The sequence below is a fragment of the Pseudomonas sp. RC2C2 genome, from assembly GCF_018390435.1.
In the GTDB taxonomy this organism is placed as follows: domain Bacteria; phylum Pseudomonadota; class Gammaproteobacteria; order Pseudomonadales; family Pseudomonadaceae; genus Aquipseudomonas; species Aquipseudomonas donghuensis.
In genome coordinates this window covers 1,267,394-1,289,453 of the sequence record NZ_JAHBAX010000002.1, presented here as the reverse complement: position 1 = coordinate 1,289,453, position 22,060 = coordinate 1,267,394, and the positions used below count along the sequence as shown (strand labels likewise).

The 22,060-nt window shown below is 60.3% G+C and carries 17 protein-coding genes and 1 pseudogene; 5 read left to right on the top strand and 13 right to left on the bottom strand.

Annotation, left to right across the window (positions count from 1 at the left end):
* Window positions 1-12: 12 nt before the first annotated feature.
* Window positions 13-2,091, bottom strand: a complete 2,079-nt coding sequence (locus tag KHO53_RS24550; RefSeq protein WP_213571136.1) for a leucine-rich repeat domain-containing protein — start codon at window positions 2,089-2,091, stop codon at window positions 13-15.
* A gap of 355 nt (window positions 2,092-2,446) precedes the next feature.
* On the opposite strand from KHO53_RS24550, the gene KHO53_RS24545 reads away from it, so the two are divergent.
* Window positions 2,447-2,749: a DUF3077 domain-containing protein gene (locus tag KHO53_RS24545; protein ID WP_159388727.1), complete on the top strand. Its 303-nt coding sequence runs from the start codon at window positions 2,447-2,449 to the stop codon at window positions 2,747-2,749.
* Window positions 2,750-2,905: 156 nt separating this feature from the next.
* Here the strand turns inward: KHO53_RS24545 and KHO53_RS24540 are convergent.
* A pseudogene (locus KHO53_RS24540) lies at window positions 2,906-3,313 on the bottom strand (transposase); the annotation flags it as partial.
* Between the two features lie 1,205 nt (window positions 3,314-4,518).
* On the opposite strand from KHO53_RS24540, the gene KHO53_RS24535 reads away from it, so the two are divergent.
* From KHO53_RS24535 to KHO53_RS24525, 4 genes are all read left to right on the top strand, one after another.
* The gene (locus tag KHO53_RS24535; protein ID WP_213571134.1) at window positions 4,519-5,601 is read left to right on the top strand and encodes a DUF2599 domain-containing protein; all 1,083 of its coding nucleotides are present in this window, start codon (window positions 4,519-4,521) and stop codon (window positions 5,599-5,601) included.
* 103 nt (window positions 5,602-5,704) lie between these two features.
* Entirely contained in the window at window positions 5,705-7,402 is a 1,698-nt protein-coding gene (locus tag KHO53_RS24530; RefSeq protein ID WP_159388725.1) for a DUF2599 domain-containing protein, read from the top strand.
* 594 nt (window positions 7,403-7,996) lie between these two features.
* On the top strand, window positions 7,997-8,128 hold the full coding sequence (locus KHO53_RS25825) for a hypothetical protein (RefSeq protein ID WP_258701686.1): 132 nt from the start codon (window positions 7,997-7,999) through the stop codon (window positions 8,126-8,128).
* A gap of 268 nt (window positions 8,129-8,396) precedes the next feature.
* Window positions 8,397-8,876, top strand: coding sequence for a hypothetical protein (locus KHO53_RS24525; protein WP_213571132.1), 480 nt, complete (start codon window positions 8,397-8,399; stop codon window positions 8,874-8,876).
* A 136-nt stretch (window positions 8,877-9,012) separates the two neighbouring features.
* Here KHO53_RS24525 and KHO53_RS24520 read toward each other — a convergent pair whose 3' ends face one another.
* Genes KHO53_RS24520 through KHO53_RS24470 form a run of 11 tightly spaced genes read right to left on the bottom strand, consistent with a single transcriptional unit; the run spans window position 9,013 to window position 22,046 of the window.
* Window positions 9,013-9,804 carry a carbohydrate deacetylase gene (locus KHO53_RS24520; protein ID WP_213571130.1) on the bottom strand — a complete coding sequence of 264 codons (792 nt, stop codon included), beginning with the start codon at window positions 9,802-9,804 and terminating at the stop codon, window positions 9,013-9,015.
* Window positions 9,776-10,948, bottom strand: coding sequence for a GNAT family N-acetyltransferase (locus KHO53_RS24515; RefSeq protein WP_213571128.1), 1,173 nt, complete (start codon window positions 10,946-10,948; stop codon window positions 9,776-9,778). Before KHO53_RS24515 ends, KHO53_RS24520 begins: the two co-directional genes overlap by 29 nt.
* A 4-nt stretch (window positions 10,949-10,952) precedes the next feature.
* Window positions 10,953-11,642, bottom strand: coding sequence for a GNAT family N-acetyltransferase (locus KHO53_RS24510; protein ID WP_010220527.1), 690 nt, complete (start codon window positions 11,640-11,642; stop codon window positions 10,953-10,955).
* Window positions 11,643-11,676: 34 nt separating this feature from the next.
* Window positions 11,677-13,596: a hypothetical protein gene (locus KHO53_RS24505; RefSeq protein ID WP_213571126.1), complete on the bottom strand. Its 1,920-nt coding sequence runs from the start codon at window positions 13,594-13,596 to the stop codon at window positions 11,677-11,679.
* Window positions 13,593-14,897 (bottom strand): oligosaccharide flippase family protein, encoded by a 1,305-nt coding sequence (locus KHO53_RS24500; RefSeq protein ID WP_213571124.1) that lies wholly within the window; start codon window positions 14,895-14,897, stop codon window positions 13,593-13,595. The genes KHO53_RS24505 and KHO53_RS24500 overlap by 4 nt, the downstream gene beginning before the upstream one ends.
* Window positions 14,894-15,904: a polysaccharide deacetylase family protein gene (locus KHO53_RS24495; protein ID WP_010220530.1), complete on the bottom strand. Its 1,011-nt coding sequence runs from the start codon at window positions 15,902-15,904 to the stop codon at window positions 14,894-14,896. Before KHO53_RS24495 ends, KHO53_RS24500 begins: the two co-directional genes overlap by 4 nt.
* Window positions 15,905-15,913: 9 nt before the next feature.
* On the bottom strand, window positions 15,914-17,050 hold the full coding sequence (locus KHO53_RS24490; RefSeq protein WP_213571122.1) for a glycosyltransferase family 2 protein: 1,137 nt from the start codon (window positions 17,048-17,050) through the stop codon (window positions 15,914-15,916).
* Window positions 17,043-18,008, bottom strand: a complete 966-nt coding sequence (locus tag KHO53_RS24485; RefSeq protein WP_100783105.1) for a glycosyltransferase family 2 protein — start codon at window positions 18,006-18,008, stop codon at window positions 17,043-17,045. Before KHO53_RS24485 ends, KHO53_RS24490 begins: the two co-directional genes overlap by 8 nt.
* The gene (locus tag KHO53_RS24480) at window positions 18,005-19,375 is read right to left on the bottom strand and encodes an O-antigen ligase family protein (RefSeq protein WP_036997095.1); all 1,371 of its coding nucleotides are present in this window, start codon (window positions 19,373-19,375) and stop codon (window positions 18,005-18,007) included. The genes KHO53_RS24485 and KHO53_RS24480 overlap by 4 nt, the downstream gene beginning before the upstream one ends.
* Window positions 19,372-20,460 (bottom strand): glycosyltransferase family 4 protein, encoded by a 1,089-nt coding sequence (locus tag KHO53_RS24475; protein ID WP_026001543.1) that lies wholly within the window; start codon window positions 20,458-20,460, stop codon window positions 19,372-19,374. The genes KHO53_RS24480 and KHO53_RS24475 overlap by 4 nt, the downstream gene beginning before the upstream one ends.
* Window positions 20,457-22,046: a GumC family protein gene (locus KHO53_RS24470; protein WP_100783104.1), complete on the bottom strand. Its 1,590-nt coding sequence runs from the start codon at window positions 22,044-22,046 to the stop codon at window positions 20,457-20,459. Before KHO53_RS24470 ends, KHO53_RS24475 begins: the two co-directional genes overlap by 4 nt.
* Window positions 22,047-22,060 lie beyond the last annotated feature (14 nt).

Below are 22,060 nucleotides of genomic sequence, written 5' to 3'. Positions count from 1 at the left end.
GGGTGGTAGTTATTACTCTGCGTGGGGTTCGAACTCGATATTACGCGTCAGCTGTCGCATCAGCGCATCGAGTCGCTGCAGCTGCTGGTGCTCCAGGTCCTGGGTATACACCTGCAATTGCACGGGGTCGTCAATCATGCCCGCAGCCATTTCCAGTGTGCGTGCGTACTGGGTTTCCAGCTCGATGAAGGCCGGGGCAAAGTGCTGGCGCAGCAAGGCGGCCCACTCGCCATGGACAAAAATCCGCGTGCCTGTGTAGCGCTGCAAGACGGCGTTCAAGCCTGCTTCGGTGCCCGGGTTGAGCTGTTCAACGTGCTCGCGCAGCGGCTCCAGCCAGCTGCCTGGTTGTTGCTGCAAGTAGGGCTCGATCAGCTCGATGGACACCGGCTCGCCATTCAGCGGCGTAGCTGACATGACCAGCGTCGGGTCGTTGCCCAGCTGTTGCAGCATCCAGGAGAAAAACGCTTGCCGAATCGGCTCGCGGTTCGCCGTAGCGGCGGCATCGCCAAGAATCAACGCCGTACTGGCCTGGTCGGCGGCGTTGCGCACCGCCTGCAAGCGCACCCGCTCGACCACCACCTGTAACAATCGTTCGGCACGCAGCGTAAAGGTAGGCGCCGCCATGGCAAAAGCGCTTTGCGCCTGCGGCTCAAGGGCCAACAGGTTGCGGGCAATCTCCGGCACCATCAGCGCCTGATTGGCGGGCGCCTGCTCGAGCCACGCCAGTACCCGCCACCAACGGCGCAGAGTGGCATGGGGCGCGGTTAAATAATCCAGCCGTCCGTACAGCTCGCGCAGGTGGCGAACGAAGGGCCGTGGTGCGTTCAGTTGCAGGCGCCGCCACAGTGCCAATTGCTCGGGTGTCGCCGTGAACAACAGGTCCTGGTAATTGAAGTCGGAGACCATCAGGTCGACGCCGCTGGTTTCGAAGTAGTGCTCGATGCGGGTCAGGGAGACCTCATCGAAGGGGTTGTTCTCCAGGCGCAGCGCCCGTGCCACAGGCTCCGGCACCATGAAACCGACCGGCAGGCGTTGCAGTCGATTGGCGCTCAGGTCGATCAATTGCGCCTGGTGCAAACCGGGCAGGCCGGGTGGCAGCGCGCGCAGTTGCGCGTGCGACAAATCAACCCTGCGCAGTTGCCTCAGGGCGGTCAGGTCCGGTGGGGTTGCCAGCGGGTTGGCCGACAGCTGCAATTCCTCAAGGTTGGGGTATTGCTGCAACGCCAACTGGTCGGCAGGCGACCAGGTCAGTGCGCTGTCCGACAGGTCCATCACCCGCAGCTGCGCACCCAGGCCAGCGGGTACCCGGGACAGTTGGGTGCTGCTCAACGACAGGCGCTGCAGGTTGGGAAAATGGCGGCTGAAGGCCCGTGGCAGTTCATCCAGCGGGTTATCGTCCAGCGACAGCTCGCGCACGTGGGCAAATGACGCTTCGATGGCTGGGAAACTGCTCAGGTCTGCGCGGGTCAAGCCGCTCTCGTCCATGTTCAGCTGGAACACCCGACTGCCGTCGGGCAAGTACCGAAAGCGCTCCTGCTGCCAGACGCTGATCAGCTCCCGGCGCAGGGTTTCGCGGGCTTCGTTGCCCATGGACCATTGCACCAGGTCGTGCCGCAGGCGGGTGAATTGCGCCTCCAGGCGCACCAGCTGTTCGGCGGCATTGAGGTTGACCGCCGCCCAACTGTTCAGCGCCGCTTGTGCCTGGGCGTCGCTCAGCGCCGGGTACAGCCGCCGATAGCGCGCCACCAGCGAGGCCAGGGCCTGATGGCCCTGCGGATAGCCGCGACCACTGCCGCCGCGCAGGCCGCCCCCTTCAGCCCAGGTCAAGCGCGGGTACGACCACAGCCATTGGCTGAGCTGGTCGCGGTGTTGCAAGGCCAGGCTGCGCACCTGGGTTTTTAGCGCGTTGCTGTCGGCTAACGACATCGCCTCACGGGTATCGGGGGGCATTGCATTGAAGGTGGCCTCGAACAGATCATCGACCCTTGGCCCCGGTTGCGCGCCATCGAACGCCTGATAACCGCGCGTGGTCTTTACCACCACCTGGCGCTGGGCTGCCGAGCGCCAGCTGGCGGCCATCGATGCGCACATAGGTTTTATCCGCGACAAAGTACTGGCCCAGCGCTGGTCAGCGCAGCGTCCTAGGACCTATCCTACGCATTCTGTCGACCTCACAAGCTTGCCCGAGTCAAGCCAGCACACTAGGCTCCGTCGGTCACTGACACATTCAGTGACCGGGTTTGGCGACCCGGCATTCACTCGTGAGGCTTCCAATGCTGGCTGGCGCCGTCGACAGACGTGGCCGTCTGTTTTATGGCAGCTGTGCGTGGGAGGGCTTCGGCCCTGCCGGGTTTCCGAGTGTTCCGGTTCGCCAACCCGCGTACAGCTGCCACCCATTTGTTTGGCGACGAATGCGTGGTGGCTCCATTAACACTCGGAGTTGACCATGAAAAAGCCTGTTCCTGATCCACCATCGCTGCACCTCGTTGAAACCATCGAGACGCCCGTCAAAAGCTGCCCTGAACACCCCCCTCTGTTTTGCGTACGCGCTGGCGTGAGTGCCGAAGATGCACTGGTGCACGCGTTGCTGTATTTGCGCTGTGCCAGTTCGACCATTGCTGAAGCCCTGCAGTACAGCAGTGACGCGGGGAAGGGCTTTGTGTGGTCGACGCAGCACTCGGTGGAGATGGCGGTGGCGTTGATTGATGCGGTTTTGGATGGGGTGGAGGTGGGGAAGCAATCTATTTGAGGGTGTACGGCAGAGGCTGCTTTGCCTGGCTGGTTGCATGATAAAACTATCTTTTTTGCCAGTAGCAGAGCTGCGGTAGGAAGGGCACCCTGTTTGGGCCTGTCAGATTTTCTGTGTGCGGGTCGGTAATGGCCTGCCATCAGGCAGGCCTTGATTTCACCACGTCGGCCTGATGAACCGATCTCCGTACAGAATCGCAAACTGATTCATAGCATTCTTCCAATCATGAGCCGCTTTTCCCCAATTGGCGGTGATATTTCGTAGTCCCAACCAGATCAACTTTGTCGCCGCATCGTCCGTGGGGAAGTGGCCGCGAGTATTAATGATCTTGCGTAGTTGGGTGTTGATGCTTTTGATGGCTTTGGTGGTGTAGATCACCTTTCGGATCGCTGGCAGAAATACGAAAAACGAAATCACACGATCTCAGACACGCCTTCAAGCCGCCGCTGCCAGCGCTTCTGGCATGTCCTTGAGGCCGCCAGTGACAGCGATGAGCACGTCTTCGACACCACGCGTTTTGAGCTCATTGAAGACCTTTGTCCAGAATGTCGCGTCTTTAGTCGATGGGTTTGTATCTCTGAGCATAACCCCACTACAGAGGAAAGCCGGTGCGCTAGGTTTTCCACAGTCAGCGCGTGTGTGCTTAGAGAATGCTGTTAACGCGCTGGCAGTTTCTTCTCCGGGGCTAGCCTGTACTTGGAGACTGTATAGGTTAGTCGTGATCAATAGAAAAAAAGTGGATTTGCTATGAGTTTTATAATGAAATGCTCAGCGCGAAAAGTAGGTGTGAGCGAATAGCGGCGTGAATTAGTGTTCAGTTGTTATTCCATGCTTTGAGAAGGAGCACAACTGACAAAAAATGCTAGGTGGCACGTTTCAACTAATGCCTTGATATCTATACGCCTGGCATTTTACTAGTAGATAACTCTTGATATTTCTTGATTTTTACCGAACCACCCATCTGGGTTTTCACGCTACCTTATGCCTTCCTTTGAGGGGCTGAACTCTAAAAACTCGGCGCTTACAGCGCGGCAGTTGCAGTGCTCGGGATCTTGAAAAAACTAGCACTTTTAACAGTTGACAATTCTCTTCGCAGCATGCATGTGGGCACGCCTTTCGATTAAAAACTAGCATTTTTACTAGTAGCCAGAAATGAAAACGAAAAATACATTGTCTTGGCGGTTCAAATAGGGCTTCGGGCGTTTCTGGGCACTGGGTTTGCCGGCGACTGGACTCATGGAGTATCAGACTCTCGCTTGCCGACAGTGTGTCAATTGCGGCCCTGGATAATGTAAATCAGGAGACACCAAGCATGAGTGTATTATCCCGGATAACTTCTGCTGCTAGTGCATCCCTATTCGCGGGAGCTTGCCTGGCAGCCCCAACGGCGGATGAGGTAGGGCAACGAGTTGCGACGTCGTTAACCCAGCTTTATAACAATACAACCAAAGACTGCGGCTCACTCTCTCGAGCAGCCTATCTTTGTTCAGGTGTAGTGATTCGCGCAACTTATCCTTCTAATGATTATCATACTTGGGACTACAGCCCTTTATAGGAAAAATCAGGGGCCGTATCGTTTTCTTACTTGAGGAAGGATGCTGAATTCAGAAGACTGGTGAGTAATCTTAATAGCGGATTTATTTTGTACAATACAGATATTGCCCCGCCAGGGAGGTTGGCGCTTGATTATTTGTGTTACTTCCCCGTTGATGGCGGAACTAACGGGCGAAATAACCGTGGCTGTGGGCAGAGCAATAAAGGCCCCGTGAGTGATCGGTGTGATAAGCAAGGTGTTACTACAGGGTCAGAGTGGTATAACAAATTTAACAAAGAAAATAAAGATAGACTTAGTCAGTGCAGTTTCTACCTTGCCGATGATGCAGCAAGCTACTCGGCCAGCACGTTTTGGGCGGGACTTCAAGGCGGTCGGTTGGCTGTGGACGAGACCATTACACAACAAAACGAACTGCGCATCGCTACTTGGCCAACATCCCCCCCGCGGGACGTTTCCCATTAGAGCCTTCTTTTACACCTCAGGGGGGCTGGAAAATGCGAAAGCTGCTCAGTTGGACTATCAGACAACCTCCGGTCATTTTGCACCTATTATCCAACTAACATTGCCAACCCGTTCTGCAGAAGATGCAACTTTCAAATATAACAGTGCTGATCAGGTTGCCGCGCCCAAAGATACAGACACGGCGGAACTGACCAATAAGTGCTCAAGCTATATTCAAAGTGCGAGTTGGATAAAGCGCTACGACCCAGGCACTGAACAGGATGAATGGACGCTTTCATTGGTGCCTACGCCATGCGGCCGAGAAATTAAGGCTGATCAAACACAAGCATTTTACGACGAATTAGTTCAAAAATACGGATCCGATGCAGAGTGGCAGGAAAACGATGGTGGTGGTATGCGTCGGCAATTGGTCTGCCATTTGACGACAACCCGAAGTAAAGAGATGTGGAACCTAGAGCCTTTCCGTCCTGAAGTCTCTCATCAGGATTCCGTGGCCGCAGGTTGCAATGCTATTGCAAAGTTTATTAAGTCGGCCACCTGGATCAATCGATATGATCCTGGTACACAGAAAAATGAGTGGACGCTTTCTGTAGTTCCTAGCGTTCGGGGACGCAACATCACACCAGCAGACACCGATAATTTCTATAAGGAACTGCTTGCTTTAAAAGGGCAAGATTGGCAATGGCGTGACAACGAAAAGTCCTCGGGAAGTATGCGTCGACAACTGGTGTGCCTTGTCGATAATTACCGTAGCAAGCAAGAGTGGAATCTTGAGCCTTTCCGTCCATATGTAACGCATGAGCAGGCCACGGCAAAGCATTGTAATCCTCTTTAACTAAAGAAGCTTGGTTGCCGGTCGGATCGTCAATAAGTGCCGGCTTTTGCGAAATCAAAAATCGGTACTTCGACACCAGTTGACACCTGAACAGGAGCTACAAATGAACTCTAAAATAATGACCTTGGGCGTGCTTTGTACGCTGCCCATCTTCAACGCCTATTCAGATTTACAGACCAAACCTCTGCCTCCGCAAGATACCGTGCGACGGATATTATCCAATTACAACAGTGTAAAAAATGACTGTAAAGAGTCTGATACCGGCGCTGCCCGAGGGCACTATTACTGCAGTGGTGTAAGCATACGCATGGTTAACGACGGTCCCTTCAATCCTTGGGATTATAGCAATTGGGCAATTCAGACGGGAGCCACGTCATGGACATGGTTAAGACGCGATCTAAGTATCACTATGTTGATGCACCCGGCTGGCTTCATTATGCGAAACCCGGCCGACTCGGTTGCACTGAAGCTTCCGGTCAAAGAGGACGGGTTTACCTGCATTTATTCGTTTGATGCGGGTACCGGACCTGACCGAAAATGGTACGGTTGTGGGCAGTCTGGTGCCGGCGTTCCCAGCAATGCGGGAAAGCCGCCTATTAACAACAAGAACGGGCAATGGGCTTATGGTTCTTGTAAAGATCAAGGGGTTAGAACCACTCAAGAATGGATAAATACATACACTACCGGATGGTTCCGCTCTATCCAAAAAGAGCAATGCTCTTGGAGCGCAGAGGATCCTGCTGGCTGGGATGAGATGATTAAGATCCATGAGTATAGAACCAATACGGATTTGCTTAATCCTTACGCTATTAATACCGCTACGAATGAGTTCATGTTGCGCAATGCGTCCGCGACTAACGATGGTTCGCTCAATATGCAATACATAGATGCTTTTGTGTATAACGCAAAAAGCAACTACAACTACCAAACTATGGGGGATACTGCTGCGCAGAAACCTGAGGACGGGCTTACCGTTGCCAGGAACTTTCAGAAAAAGCTTTACGCGAAGGGCTACCACGTTCCGATTATATGGGTAGACTTCACTAAACCCGCTACGGAACGTTTCGGGTATTCAGCTGCTGACCAAGCCATACCTTTCGACACCAGTACTGAAACGGGTGGCCCAGATATTCCAGCAGCTCAATCGGGGACATATATTGCGTCTACCCAATGGGTCGAGCGCTTTGACCCTGGCACGCAAAAAAACGAATGGTCCCTGCAAGTTACTCCCACTGAGCGCGGCCGGAACATTGGCCCTGAAGAGACAGAGGCAATGTACAACGAATTGTGGGTGCGGAACGGCAGCAATCAACAGTGGCAGGAGAACGAGATGGCTAAAGGAAGTATGCGTCGACAACTCGTATGTCTCTTGACGCAATACAGAACTAAAGATCAGTGGTTTCTCGAACCCTTCCGACCTTATGTCACACACGAAGAGTCTGTAGCTGCAGAATGTAACCCCGTCGCTGCTTCAAGCGCTGGCCATTATATCTCGCAAGCTAAATGGGTCCTACGTTTTGATCCCGGTACTGGTAAAGACGAGTGGAGCCTGGAAGTGACCCCAACAGAGACTGGACGGTCAATCAGAGAGGATCAGACCGAAGCAATGTACAATGAATTGGTTGCACGTAACGGCCAGGACCCTCAATGGCGTGATAATGAAAAGTCTCAAGGTAGTATGCGTCGTCAATTTGTTTGTTTGTTGACTGCATATAGATCCAAGCCGCAATGGTACCTTGAACCGTATCGTCCTTATGTCACGCATCAGGATGCCGTTGCTGCGGGGTGCAACCCCCTATAAATGGCGGCACAGGGGGCTGCGCAGGCCCCCTGTGCACTTTTACGCAGCTTCTTCTTTTGGCACTCCCACTGTGGAGTGTCTTAGTCCTCTCAGGCGAGTCTGTAACATAGGTTATATATTTTTGCAGGTTATATCGCATCGAGCCGGCTGGTCGAGCAATGCTTAGTTGCAGAAAGTGCCGGCTCTTATGAGTGCACCACGCAGCCTGCATTTATAGTGCAGTATTAGATTTTGACTTCAGAACGAAGGCTGCGTGAGCTAATTCTGGCCAGAGGAACAGTTGGGGATCTGATGAGCGGGACCTCAGGGGAGGGGTACCTATTATTTTTGTCAGGTGCGAAGGACATTTTTTAAGGCACTCTCTGTTTATCGATTTTGGCGACCCTTGATAGAGTACTAGGTAGCTAGGCGTTGAAAAAGATCAGTGAAATGCTGTGCATAAAAAACTGTAAAAAGTGAACAAGGATGGGCGGTGGCGTAATGATGGCGGGCTGGATCGACAAATGGTTGTCTATTCTTTACTGCTCGAAACGCTATCTTGCTCAATATATTCTCAATTTTTGCTACGCCTTAGGTAATTCCCAGGAGAGCATCATGAGCGAAATAACCGTTCAGTTGACTATGGTACAAGGAAGTCCGGTATTTTTGTGGGTGGGTGAACAGTATTTTGCTGTGAACACCGACAAAAGCTGGCACATTATTGAGCGCGATAAAAATTCGGTTTAGCTTTAAACCCATGCCGAATGGCCAAGGATATTCCGGATCTACGGTAAATGCCAAATTTTTCAACGACCAGCTGAACAAAGGCGTGAAAGGTGACATTGTATTCTGGAGTGCGGACGGTTCGGAATATCAAAGAATAAAAAGCGGTTAAAGCAAAAATTTCAGTTTCCAAGTAGGTGCAGAATACAAAGTAGAGTTCTTATCAGTGTTGACCGGCTTGACCGTTATCCATCTAATGGACGATGTAAATTATTGGGCGACGTGACTGGAAGTGGATACACTCAGTACGTCTACAGAGGCGCTGACCTATGCCCTTCTGTCATCAGTAAATGGCGACAAAGTTTTAACCCTTGGTGGTGTCAGGCAGGAGTTGGATAAGACGCACGGCATTCACTACACTAGCATCAGTTCACTCGCTTTTCTTAACGACAAGACAAGTGCCGCTGCAGCGAAACCTTTTTCCAGTGCGATGGATAAAGTGTATTTTGCAACCGCGTGTAGTCTCGTGGCTAATCCATCTCAACGTCAAGGGTGGTCAAACAACAATAATGGAAAGGTATTCAATGATGGCCATGTTACACCTATGCCTTTGGGGGATAAATCGCTTGCGACGTTTGGTGTGGGAGTACATGGATATATTGGTGCCCAATGGGAGTCCGGTCCACGATCGCAATGGTCAATTGACTGGGCCTCGGTATTGATTGGCATTGTATTTAGCAGAAGGGGAGGAACAGAGATGAAACCCACGTAATAGGCAATCAGCGCTATAGGAACAATGGAATAGTCTGTCGCCGACCAAGCGGATTGGCGACAGACTAAGCGCGTCCACCTACTTGCTCGTAAATATTAATGCTCCTCTAGGGTGGTGAGGTTAAAATCCTACGGCTTCAAATTGTTTCTGTCTGTAACTCACGATCGCCATTCAAAGCTTTATACCCCACCCGCGGCACCCCCGCCAACCTTAGCTCCACCAACGCCTTCAACGACTCCCCACTCCCCAAATACGCATCCCCAAAATCATGCCCCCCCAACGCACTCGGGTGCGCCACCACCTCCAGCAGCCCCTGCGCCGGCGCCAACCCCGCGCGTAAATCCGCAGGCGTGCACACATAATCCGCCGTTGCCCCCGCCAACTGCTTCAAGCGGCGATTAAGCAGCGTCTTGAACACCCGCTTGAGCGGCCCGATGTTGTGCCCCAGGTTACGCGCCAACCTCACCGCCACGCCCTCACGCGCAGCAAACCGGGCCACAATCACCCCGATCGGCCAGATGTTATGCACATGCTGGTGCGAGTCGAGGTGGCTGGGCATCAGGCCCTGGTTCAGGCAGTGCTGCCACTGCGCCTGCAGTTCCTGCTCGACCGCTTCGCGTTCGGCGCGGCTCAGGCGCAGGGTGCGCTGTTTCAGGCGCAGGTCGAATTCGCCGTTGGGCGCGCAGAAGCGTGGCTGCTGGCGAATCGCTTCGCTCAGCGGCCGGCCGTAGGTGAGGTTGAAGTGCAGGCCGATGCGCCCGCGCAAGGCCGGCAACTGCGCCAGGCTGCAGGCGGCGCTGAAGGCCGGCATGTTGGCCATGGCCGTGGCCGAGCTGATCAGCCCGGCCTGGAAGGCATGCAGGATGACCGCGTTGGTGTGGGCGCTGAGGCCGAAGTCGTCAGCGTTGACGATGACCTGTGAGGGCATCCGGGTTCTCCTGTGGTGAGTCGGGCTCGGCGGCTGTGGCCGAGGGTGTTTGGCGCAGGCGCTGCAACTGCGGCTTGAAGCGCTGCCACAGGCGCAAGGCCAGGCCCAGGGCCAGGCCGCTGGGGCGCCAGCTGTAGAAGCTTTGCCGTTGCTGTTCGAGGGTGGCGCTCATGCGTTCGTGCAGTTGGTGGCTGGAGTTGTTCAGGCTCACCCGCGAGGCGTCGACCCATTCCCAACCGTCGTCCAGGCCCCAGTGAATCCATTCCTCCAGCAGCACGCGGCCACTGCCAAGTTCGGCATGGGCGGGGACGAAGGCGAGGTTGTAGTCGTACACCCGGCCGCGCTCGAACACACCCAGGCGGTAGCTGATGCAGCGGCCATCGAGCTCCAGCAGCACCAGGCGAACCAGGCCCTGGGCCGCCAGGGCGGTGAAGGCCTGGTACATCCATTGGCGGCGCAGGCGGCCAGAGAAGATGCCGACGTCGTTGTCGCCTTTCCAGCTGAGGTCTTCGACGGCGCTGATGGCATCGAGTAGTGGCGTGATGGTGTTTGCATCCGGGACAATCCTGCGTACCTGGGCGCCGCAGGCGGCAATGCGCTTGCGCGCGCGGCGCAGTTTGTAGCGCGGGTCGCCGCTGATTTCCTGGCGATCTTCGGGCACGATGCGGTGCACCGGCACCCGGCAGTTCAGGCGCTGTTCATGGGTGGAGCTGCGCCGCGCCCAATGTCTGAGCAGGCTGTGGGCCACCGCGCCGGCGGGCACTTCGTCCAGTTGCAGCAGGGCGTGGGGCAGTTGCTTGCGGATTGCCCGTAGCACCTGCGCGGCCGCCTTGGCCGGCAGGTCGCAGAGCAGGGCGATGCGGTCGCTGAGCGGATAACCCAAATGGCGCACCACCTGCACCGTCAGTGGCCCGAAGCGCTCATGGCTGCGAATCAGCGGCAGGCACAGGCTCAATCTGCCCTGATCGCGGCCCACCAGTACCTGCAACTGTTGCCCGGCTGTCAGCGCCGCTTCCGCCGCACGCAGCCAGTCGAGGTGGTTGAACGGCGTGCTGTCGGCCAGTTGCTGGCGCAGTTGCTCGTAGTCGGCGGCGGGGAAGTCCGCCGCCGCCAACGACGGGTACCACTGCAGTTCAAGGTTCATGGGCTCAGGTCACCGTGGCCGGGGCCGCGCTGGCTTCAGGTTTGCGCAGGGCCTCCAGGCGCGATTCGCTGTAGCGCGTTTCGCGGAAGAACTTCCAGCGCCCGAACAGGCAGTACACGTGCATGATCCGCCCCTGTTCCTTATAGCCCATGCGCAGGTGCAGCTTAAGCGCCGGGATGTTGTGGCTCTCGCACACGTCCACCACGGTGTCGCAACCCTGGGCAGCCATGGCTTTCCACAGCTCCAGCTGCACGTCGACCGACAGTTGCGAGCCCCAGTAGCGGCGGATCATTTCGCCTCCAAACTCGAAGAACTGCCCAGGCTCCACCGGGAACCAGCAGCCGTAGTAGTGGCGATCGTGGTAGTGGCGCAGGCTGCCCCAGATAAACGCCACGGTGTCGCCGGCGTCATCGAGGAACATCAGCCCGGTGTGGCCTTCGCCAGCCAGCTCGCGCATGGTCTCGATGCGCTCGCCAAAGTGTTTGGCGAAGGCCCGCACGTTGTGCACGGTGATGGTTTCGACGCGCAACGCCGGGTAGGGTTTGAGCTTGTGCGGCGGCACGGGGCTGACCAGGTCACGCTCCATCCACAGCAGTTCCCAGTGGTAGAACAGGTAGCGCTTGACCCCAGCGCGAATAGTATTGCGCAGTCCTTTGCGCTTGATGCGATCCTGGATTTTGCTCAAAGCACTCATGGTGCCTCCTGTTGCTGGCAGGTGAGGTGCGCGCTTATGACGCGCTCCAGGTCAGGGCGAACAGGGTCTGCCCCGGTAGTTGAAACTGAATACGGCCGCGTTCGCAGGTAAAGCGCGCGCTGCGTGGTTGGTTGTCGGGGCCAAACAAGGTCAGGGCGCCTTGCAGGCAGCTTTGCTCGGTGGCCAGGCTCACCTGCTGCAGGCGCTCGCCCTTGTTCACCCCGAGCAGGCTGCGCTGCTTGCCGCGGGCCATGGCCAGGGCATCGACTTCGAAGGCGTCGTTGTCCAGGGCCAGCACCTGGTCGAGCCAGTGCTGCTGGATGAACTGCTGGGCCAGGCCCACGGGCTTGAGTTCAAAACCGTTCTCGCCCAGCACCCGGACCATGCCCTTGGGCCACTCGGGCTCATCGGCAACGTGGAACCAGTTGAGCATGTCGAGCAGGCCGTCCTGGGAGGCGTTGATCACCACCGACGCCCACCACAGCGCGGTGAAGTGGGTTTCCTGATCGTAAGGGCTCAAGGTCGAGCCGCTGGAGACGTTAGTCTGGTCGAGCAGCAGCGCCTTGTTCGGCCGGCCTTGGGCATCGAGGCCGACCAGGGCTGCGGCCTGGCGTACCGAGTCGCGGTAGCTGCGGGTGGCCAGCAGGTCGCGGACCATCCATTCGTGCCAGGCCAGGGCGTCGATCTGCTGGCCGTGGTCTTTGAGCAGGCGCCGCGCCCAATCGAGGCCGATGCGCGTTTCGCTGCTGCTGTGCAGGGGGCCGTTGACCAGCCGCGAGCTTGCCGGCATGGCGATGCGTACCCCGGCCTCGCGGGCCCCTGGGCTGTGTTGCACGTGCTCAGCCATGGCCTGGAAGTAGCGGCTGAAGCTCGGGTAGTCGCTGTAGTTGAGGTTCGGCTCATCGGCGAAGGCCAGGTAGTGCAGGGTGCTGCCGCCCAGGTTGCGGGTGGTGTTGAGCCAGTCGTCGAGGCCGTCGTTGCTGGTGCGGTTGGCGGCCAACACTGACTCGCGGCCGGTGCCGGCCAGCAGGGTGATGTCTTGTTTGATCGCATAGCGTTGCTGGTAGAAGCGACGGAACTCATTTTCGTAGCCGGGTTGGCGCGCCAGCAAGTCGGCAAAGCTGTAATAGCCGGCGGCTTGCGGGCGCAGGGCGTCGAGCGCGGCATAGCTGGAGGGTGGCGGCAGCACATAGGGCAGGTTGACGCCCAGGTCCGGGGTACGGCCCAGCACCTTGTGGCCCAGGGTTAGCATGACCTTGCCCTCGGCGTTGTGCAGCGGCCCCAGTTGTTCGGCCTGTTGGGCGAACAGGTTGGCGCTGCCGTCGAGCCAGAACGCTGCCTTGCCGCGGCCTTGCAACTGCAGGCGGAAGGTTTGCGCGTGACTGGACACCGGCAGCGGCAAACGATCGAACTGCCAGTAGGCCGGGTAGGGCTTGAGCGCCAGGCTCAGTTGCTGGTTATCGCCCAGGCGCTGCACCTGCAGACCGCGCACGCCGCCGTGGTATTTACCGGCCAGGGTGGCTTTTTCGCCCGCGGGCACACGAAAGTACAGCTCCACATTGGGCCCGACTTCGGCACTGAAGTGCACCTTGGCCGGGGCGAACAGGGCGCGGGTGCTGTCGGCGTGCTCGATGCGATACCGCCTGAAGCTGTAGCCGGGGATTTCCAGCTGGTAGTCGCTGGTGCTCGCCGCCAGTGGCCATTGCACCCGGCCACGGGGTTCATTGGCCTTGATCGGGCGATCGGCCTGCAAGTGGCCCTGGCCATTGAGCAGGAAGATGTGTTCGGGGTTGGCGTCGGCCTGCCAGGCCGGTTGCCAGCTGACCGTCACGGTGTCGGCCTTGGCCGCCTGCAGGTACAGGCTGCCATCGCGCAGGTCGCCCCAGTGCAAGGGCACAGCCTGCACGCTGGCGCTCAACAGCACGCCGCTCACCACCAGGGCCATGGGCTTCATGCTGGCCGCCGTTGCAGCATCTGCCGCAGTGGCGCCAGGTCGCTGGGCAGTACCAGCAAGGTTTGCCAGAACGCCACGCGACTGAGTTTGCAGTACAGCAGCAACATCGCCAGGGTCACCGCCAGGTAGGCGATGGACGAGGCCATGGCGGCGCCGACGATGCCGTAGGCGGGAATCAACAGCATGTTGAGCACCAGGTTCAGTGCCGCGCCCAGGCCCATCATCAGCGATACCGTGCCGGGGCGGTCCTTGCCCAGCAAGTCGAGGCGCAGGATGCTCGCATAGCACAGGCCGAACAGCCCCGGCAGCAAGGCCAGCAAGGCCGGGTAGGCCGGTTGGTATTCGGCGCCGAACAGGGTGACGATCAGCCACTCGCCGATCAGCGCCATGCTCAGGCAGGCGCCGAGCATCACCGTGGCGGTCAGGCGCAGGGCCAGCGGGGTGAGCTTGTCCATGCCGGCGTCCTGCTGCAGCAGGCGCTTCATCAACGGCGTGGTCACCGCTTCAGGGACGATCAGCAACAGTTCGGCCGCCGCGCTGGCCATGGCATAGTGGCCGAGGGCGGCGCTGCCGAGCATGGCGCTGATGAACAGGTAGTCCGAGCGCAGGATCACCTGCTGGAACAGCACGTCCGGGTGGCTTTTTGCGCTGTACGAGAGCAGCTCGCGCTGGCCGCTGCGATCCCAGCACAGGCGGATCGAGTGCTGCTTGCCGAGCCAGTACAGGCCCAGCAGCACCACCAGGCTCAGGCCCAGCAGCCAGCTGATCAGCGCCGCTTCCAGCGCCGCGTGCTGCCACATCCAGAACAGCCCGACAAACAGCAGCAGCGGCACCAGCGACTCGGTCAGGCGCAAGGCGTTGAAGGCGCCGACGCCGCCGGTGGCGTTGTGCAGGGTCAGCAGGCCGCTTTTGAGCACCGTCAGCGGCACCGCCAGCAGCAACAGCCAGGCCAGCAGGCCGAGCTGGGTGGTCACTTCAAGTTCGTTGCCGAACGCCCGGGCCAGGGCCACGCAGATCAGGGTCAGGGCGCCGGCCACCAGGCAGCCGTAGATCAGCACCTGGCTGAGCAGCAGGCCCATGCTGCGCTGCTTGGCCGCCTGGTAACCGACGGCGGTGTTGAGGCCGCCGCTGGTGGCGGCGCTGATCAGGTCGGGCAGGGTACTGAGCAGGGCGAACAGGCCGCGCTCGCTAGGGCCGAGAATGCGCGCCAGCAGCACGTTGCGCATCAGCCGCAGGGCGATCATCGCCAGGCGCGTGCCCATGCTCAGCAGCAGGTGGCGAACATAGTGGCTGCGGCTCATGGGCGGCCCCCGCGGCTGATCCGCCAGGCCAGCAAGGTGGGCCGGCTGGCGGTGCGCTGGCTGACGCTGATGCGTGGCAGGGCCAGGGGGTCGTCATGGCCCTGGCAGATCCCCGGGCGGGTGCTCAGGGCAAACGGGTAGCAGTGCGCCGCCAGGCGCTCGCGCACCCGTGCATCGTGGTCGCCGTTGGGGTAGCAGTACACCGGCAGCGGCTGCTTGCAGCCTTGTTGCAGGGCGTAGTGGCTGCGGCTCAGTTCCTCTTCCAGGCGCTGGTCGTCCAGGCCCGGCAGCAGCGCGTGGCTGGCACCGTGGGGGCCGAAGCTGATCAGCCCGGAGTTTTCGAGGTGGCGCACCTGGTTCCAGTCCAGGGCCTGGGGCAGGGATTCGGCCGGGCAGGCATCGGTGAGATGATGCAGGGCGATCGGGCTCAGGGTTTTCAGGCTTTGCAGGTATTTACCCAGGGCCCTGCTGCGGGCATGGGCCTGTTCGTTCATGAAGTAGGCGGCCGGCAGCGGCCTGCCGATCTTGCGCAACTGCTCGATCAGCGCCCGGCGGGAGATTTCGCCATGGGTGCCCCAGAGGGTTTCGCCCAGGCTTTCCCACCAGAAGCGCTGGCGGCTGCCGATGTAGTCGGTGGACAAAAAGATGCTCGCCGGCACCTGGTATTGCTGCAGCAGCGGGAAGGCATTCAAGGCGTTGTCGCGCCAGCCGTCGTCGAAGGTCAGGGCGACCTTGGGGCGGCCGCCGTTGCGCGGCTGCTCGTGGGTTTTGAGCAGGTCCATCAGGTGCACGCAGTCAAAGTGACGTTGCAGCCAGCGCAGCAAGCGCTCAAAGGCCTGGGGGCCGACGCACAGTTCGTTGCGATGGGGCAGGGCGGCGCTGCTGTCCTCGGCCAGCACCCGGTGCAGCATGAGGATCACCCCGGCGCCGCGCAATTGGCTGCGACCCTTGGGCGAATTGAGGTACAGCCAACCGCTGGCACGCTTGATACTGGTTTTTATCGGCATGTCAGGTGCTCATCGAGTCTGGTCGGGGGTCCATTGGTTGTAGCTGTGCCCACGCAGGAACTGCCACAGGCCGACGCTCATTCCGGCCAGGGTCACCAGCACGAAGGCCGCCAGGCGAAACGGCTTGGGCAGGCGTTGGCGCACATCCAGCAGGCCGGCGATGGCAGCGCCATAGCCGAGCAATTGCGCGGCCAGGGTCAGTTGGTAAAAACCGTGGCCGTCGAGCAACCACAGGTTGGTCAGCAACAGCGGCAACAACAGCACCGGCGCCAGACGGCGGATCAGCTTGTGGCTGATCAGGGCAATGGCGTACAGACCATGGCGCAGCGGGTTGAGCAGCTCACGACGGGCGGCCAGGCTGATCAGGCCGCCAACGGTGACGCGCTGACGGCGGCTGAACTGGCGCTCGGCCTCGTCCACGCCCTGGTCGAGCACCAGGGCCTCGTCGACGTAGACCACGCGCTTGCCGGCGACTGGCGCGCAGGTGTTGATATAGAAGTCGTCGTTGACCCGCGCCGGGATCGGCTGGTACAGCTCGCGGCGTAGCGCCTGCAGGGCGCCGTCGGCGGACACCGTGCAACCGGTGCGGCTTTCCACCCGCCGCAGCCAGGCTTCGTAGTGGCGGTACAGGCTTTCGCCCAGGCTCAGGCCCTTGCCGGGCACCGGGATGATCATCTTGCCCACCGTGCCACCGACCTGCGGGTCGGCAAAGGGCGCCAGCAACGCCGCCAGGGTGCCGTCGATCCAATGCACATCGGCGTCGGTGAACACCACGATGTCGCCCGTGCACTGGGTGACGGCGACGTTGAGCACGCTGTTCTTGCCCAGGCGCGGCAGGTCCAGGACCTGGATGCGCGGGTCGTCGAAGCCGCGCGCCAGGGCCACGGTGCGGTCAGTGGAGCCATCGCTGGCGACGACGATCTGCAAGTGTTCGGCCTGGTAGTCCTGGGCCAGCAGGTTGCGCAGCTTGTTGTCGATATTGCCTTCTTCGTTGTGGGCGGCCACCACCACGCTGACCCGTTGCGGCGCCAGCGGCGCAGGTGCATGCCGGCGGAACAGCGGCCCGACCAGGGTCAGCAGCAAGGGGTAGCCCAGCCAGGCATAAAATGGCAGTAACAGGCACAACCAAAAAATCAACTCAGCCACGGGCGGGCCTCCTGGCGTTCCAGTTGAACAGGCTGAACACGAAGGCCGCGCCGGCCAGGTGCAGGCGGATCCAGTGCAGGCCCCAGAGCTGCAGGGCAAAAAGCGGGTCGCGGTGTGTCAGGCTCTGGCGCAGGCTCAGCACCAGCGCCGGGGCACTGGCGATGAACAGCATGAACAGCGGCAGGCGCGGGTAACCAAAGAGCAGCGCCGACAAGGCCAGGGCATCTAGCATCCAGATACTCAGCGACAACAGCGGAAAGCGCAGCAGGCGCAGGCTCGGTCCGTTGCTGCGCAGCAGTTGCAGGTTGCTGCCCTGGCGCCACAGCTCCTTGCCCAGCCACTCGCTCCAACTGCCTTCGAAGCCCCAGTGCAACGCCACCGGATTGCGCAGGGCCAACAGGCGTGCGCCGGCCTTGTTCAGGTGCCAGGTGAAATCCTTGTCTTCGCCGGTGCGCAGGGTTTCGCTAAAACCTCCGACCTTGTCGAACCAGTGGCGCTGCATCAGCAGGTTGGGGGTCGGCAGCCATTGCATACGGTGCAGTGCCGGCAAGCCTGCGCGCAGGGTGCGCCGTTGCCAGGCGCGGGCGAACCAGGGCGCCTGGCGCGGGGTGTCGCAGTCCAGGGCAAATACGTCGCCACGGCCTTCGGCATGCAGGTCGAGCAGCAGGCTCAGCCAGTGCTCGGGTACTTCGATATCGGCATCGAGAAACGCCAGCCACTCGCCGCTGCTGGCCTGCACGCCGCGATTGCGCAGGGCGCCAATGGTCAGCCCGGGCAGCTCCAGCACCTGGGCACCGAGGCGGCGGGCGATCTGCGCGCCGTCGTCGCTGGAGCCGTTGTCGAGCACGATCAGCTCGCACTCTAGGCCGGCATCAGCGGCGGCGGTGAGCGCCGACTGCAGGGTTCGGCCAATATGCCGGGCCTCGTTGAACATCGGTACTATGACACTGACTTTCATGCCTTCACCTGTTTCAGGCGTGCCTGTTCAGCGTTAACGCGCAACACGCTGGACAGCGCCAGCATGATCCATAGGTACTTGTGGTTGGGCGCGCTGAGGAACATCAGGAACAGGCTGATGGCGAGCATGCTCATGCACAGGTGGGTGAGCAGGTCGGCCTGGTAGTGGTCGCCCTGTTGCAGCCACAGGCGCCGGGCATGCCAGACGTTATAGAGGGCCAGCAGCACCATGCTGGCGAACAGGATGCCCGCGGGGACGCCGACTTCGCTGAAGATCTCCAGGTAGGTGTTGTGCGCCCGGCGGTACAAATCGCCGACCTTGCGGTTGGCCGAGAAGGCCTTGGCGTAACCGGTGGTGGCATAGTGCAGGGGGAAGGTGCCGGGACCGCTGCCGAGCAGCGGATGCTCGCGGATCATCTTGCTGCCGACCACGATGTACGAGGAGCGCCTGCCCAGGGAATCATCCTTGAAGGCGTTGACCCCGGACTTGAGCAGCGCCAGCGACTGGATGCGCGCCACGTAGCTTTCCGGCATCAACGCCACCAGCGTGGGCAGCAGGATCGCCAGGCCGAGCATGGCAAAGCCCAGGTGCCGCGGGCGCAGGTGGGCGACCTGGGTGCGGTAGTGCACCAGCACGATGCCTAAGCTGATCAATAGCACCACCAGGCCCGAGCGCGAGTTGGTCTTGGTCATGCCCGCCAGCAAGAGGATGCAGCAGGCGATCCAGAGCAGCTTCTGCACCCGCCCGGGGCTGTTGAACACCAGCCACAGGGCCATGGGCACGGCGATGGCGATGAACATGGCAAACACGTTGGGGTCTTCCAACAGGCCCGCGGCGCGGCCTTCGTCCTGGTACTTGGCCGAGACCATGGCCATGATGCAGGTCAGGCCGACGCTCAGGGTCACCAGCCGGTACAGCATCGGCAGGTCGAGTTCGCGGCCGATCAACAGGGTGATGCCGAACAGCAGCAGGCCTACCGCCAACTCACGCACATGGCCCAGGGACATCTCGCTGCTGTCGCTGGCCAGAAAGCTCAGCAGGTACAACGCCAGAAAGCCCAGCAACAGGCGCCACATGGTGCTGCGCAGGCGCTCGGCCGGCAGTTGCTTGATCGCCAGTTGCAGCACCAGCACCAGCGCCAGCGCGGCGCCGATCAGCTTGGTGGCGGTCAGTTGGCTGTCCTTGAACAGGCCTTCGAGCGGCACCAGGGTGATGATCGCCAACAGCCCCCAGGCCGGGCGCCTGTACAGCGCCAGCAGGCCGGCCAGGCCGATGACCGCGCCGGGCGCGAGGAATGGGTAGGGGCTGGCCAGCAGCGCCAGGCAGGCAATGGCCAGCAAGCCGATCAGGGACAGGGGAATGATCATGCGCAGGTCTCCGTGGCCGCGCCCAGGTATATCCGGGCCCAGCGTTGCGCCAGCGTCGGCAGGTGATAACGTTCGCGTTGGGTGTGCCGCGCCCGGGTAATCAGCTCACCGGCCTGGGCCGGGTCGAGCATCAACGCCTCAAGCTGCATTGCCAGCTCATCCACCGCCAGGGGCCGGGCCAGCAGACCGCTGTGCCCGTGTTCGATCACATCAGGAATACCGCCAACGCCAAAGGCCACCACCGGTACGCCATCCTGCATGGCTTCGAGCAGGATCATCGGCGTACCTTCGGTGCGCGAGCTGATCACCAGGGCATCCAGGCGCGCCATCCAGGCGCGCATGTCGGCCTGATAACCCGGCAGGCGAATACGCTCGCTCAAGCCGGCGGCATCGATGCGTGCCTGCAGGGCTTTGCGCTCCGGGCCGTCGCCGAGCATCACCGCAGCGAGCTGCGGATGACGCTGGCACAGCGGGATCAGGGTATCGAGAAACAGGTCCGGGCCTTTTTCGCGGCTCAAGCGCCCGACATAACCGGCCAGCCAGCGACCGTCGCCATGGCGGCGTTCGGGCAGCGCTTGGGCGTCGGGCAAACCGTTGGGAATCACCTGCAACTTGGCTTCGGCAACCCCCGCCTGGCGGTGGATGCGCTTGATGCTTTCGGCCACGCAGATCACCTGGCCGATGGTGGCGGTGCGGCACAGCTGCAGGCTGATCCAGGTATACAGGTGTTGCTTGCGGCTGGTGGGGGTGAAGCCGTGCTGGGTAGCGACCATGGGCAGGCGCCACAACCTGGCCCCCAGCCAGCCGAACAGCAGGCCCTTGAAGTTGTGGCTGTTGATCAGCGGCTGCTGGTCGTGGCGCTGGCGCAATTGGCCGAGCAGCTCGCCCATACCGTCGCAGGTCTGGCAGGCCACGCCGGCGGCGCGAAAGCGCGCCACCAGTTGGTCCGGGGCTCCGAGGAACAGCACCAGGTGCTGTCCGGGGGTGGACCGGCAGTGGTCCAGCAGCATGCGCTCGACGCCGTAGAAGCCACCACTGCTGAGCAGATGCAGGATGGGCCGCATGGGCGTCAGCGCAGCGTTCAATTGCGCACCCAGTGCACCAGCCGCGGCAGCGACCAGCCCTTGTAAGGGTTGGGAGTTTCCGGGGTCTGGTCGTTGATCACCAGCAGTACCGGCAGGTCCAGTTGATGGCTGATTTGCGCCGGATGCTTGAAGCGCCGGTCAAAGAACTCTTTGACGTACACCAGGGCAATGGCCAGCAGCAGGCCGGTGAGCATGCCGAACGGCACGATCAGCAGCGGCCTGGGAAACGCCGGCTCCGCAGGCTCATACGGCGCGCTGAGGATCCGCGCGTTGGACAGACCGTTGAGCAGGTCGGCCCCACGCGACTCTTCGTAGCGCTGGGTGTAGGTAAAGTAGGCCTTGTGCAGGGCGTCGATCTCGGTGTCGAGCTGGCGCGCCTTGCTCTGGGTCTCTTGCAACTGGTGCACGCGGCCTTTGAAGTCAGCGATGCGCTGGGTCTTCTGGGCGATCACGTTCTGCACCACGGCCAGGTCCTTTTCACGCTCCTTGATGCGGTTGGCGACGATCTTGAGGAACTGCTGGCGGGTCTTGGCGATCTGTTCGCGCTGCAGCAGCATCTGCTCGCTGCCAGGCTGGAACACCGCCAGGTCGCTGACGTAGGTCAGCACCAGGGTGGTCAGCTGTTCACCGAGCTGCTTGATCTCGCGGTCCTCGAACGCCACGTTGTCGACCGTGGTGGTGAAGGTGTAGGGGAAGGCGAAATCGCGCATGCCAGCGTTGCCGGCCGCAGCCAGGCTGGTTTTCAGGTACTCCAGCCACTGCTGGCTTTGCAGCAGGCGGTCGCGGTACAGGTTCAGCGCCTGTTCTTCGGTGTTGATGGCGTTGAGGCGGAAGGTGATTTCTTCTTTGGGGTCCGAGGAGCCGATGCTCTCGAGCATCCCCAAGCGCTTGCCTTCGAGGTTATCCATGCGCACCTGGTACTGCAGTTTCTTCTGCTCGTAGAACTGCTCGGGCAGCTCGTTGGACTGCAGGTTCTGGCGGTTGTGCAGGTAGTTGTCGAGCAGGCGGCTGACGAACAGCGTACCCAGTTTCGGATCGGGGAAGCTGTAGGTCACCGAGACCACGTTGGAGCCCGGCAGGGTTTCGATTTTCAGGTCCTCGATGGCGTCATCGGTCAGGGTGTCGAGCTCGGTGTCGCGCACCGGGTCGACTTCCAGGCCGAACAGCGAGCGCAGCGGGTTGACCACGTACTCGCGCAGCGGGTTGGTAATGATGTTGCGGATCGGCCCGAGCACCATCCGTTGCATCAGGCTTGGCGGAACCTCGTACTTGCCCTCGGCGCGCAGCTGGCTGATGGTTTCGCGGATCAGGGTTGGCGAGCGCAGGATGTTGCTCTCGGTTTCCATGTCGGCCAGCGACGGTGGGATGAACTTGTCGGTCTCCTGGGCCAGGGCGGTGTTGGTATCGCTCTGGGACAGTTTTTTCGACTGCACGATCACTTGCGCCGTAATGTCGAAGCTCTGTTTGAGCACCAGCGGCAACAGCAAGGCGATCACTGCGAAGACCAGGAACACACGTTTGACCAACTGGCGGTTGGCAAAGAAGATCCTGAAGAATTCATGCAGGTAGTTTTCTTTTGTATTCATGCTCGGATACCCGC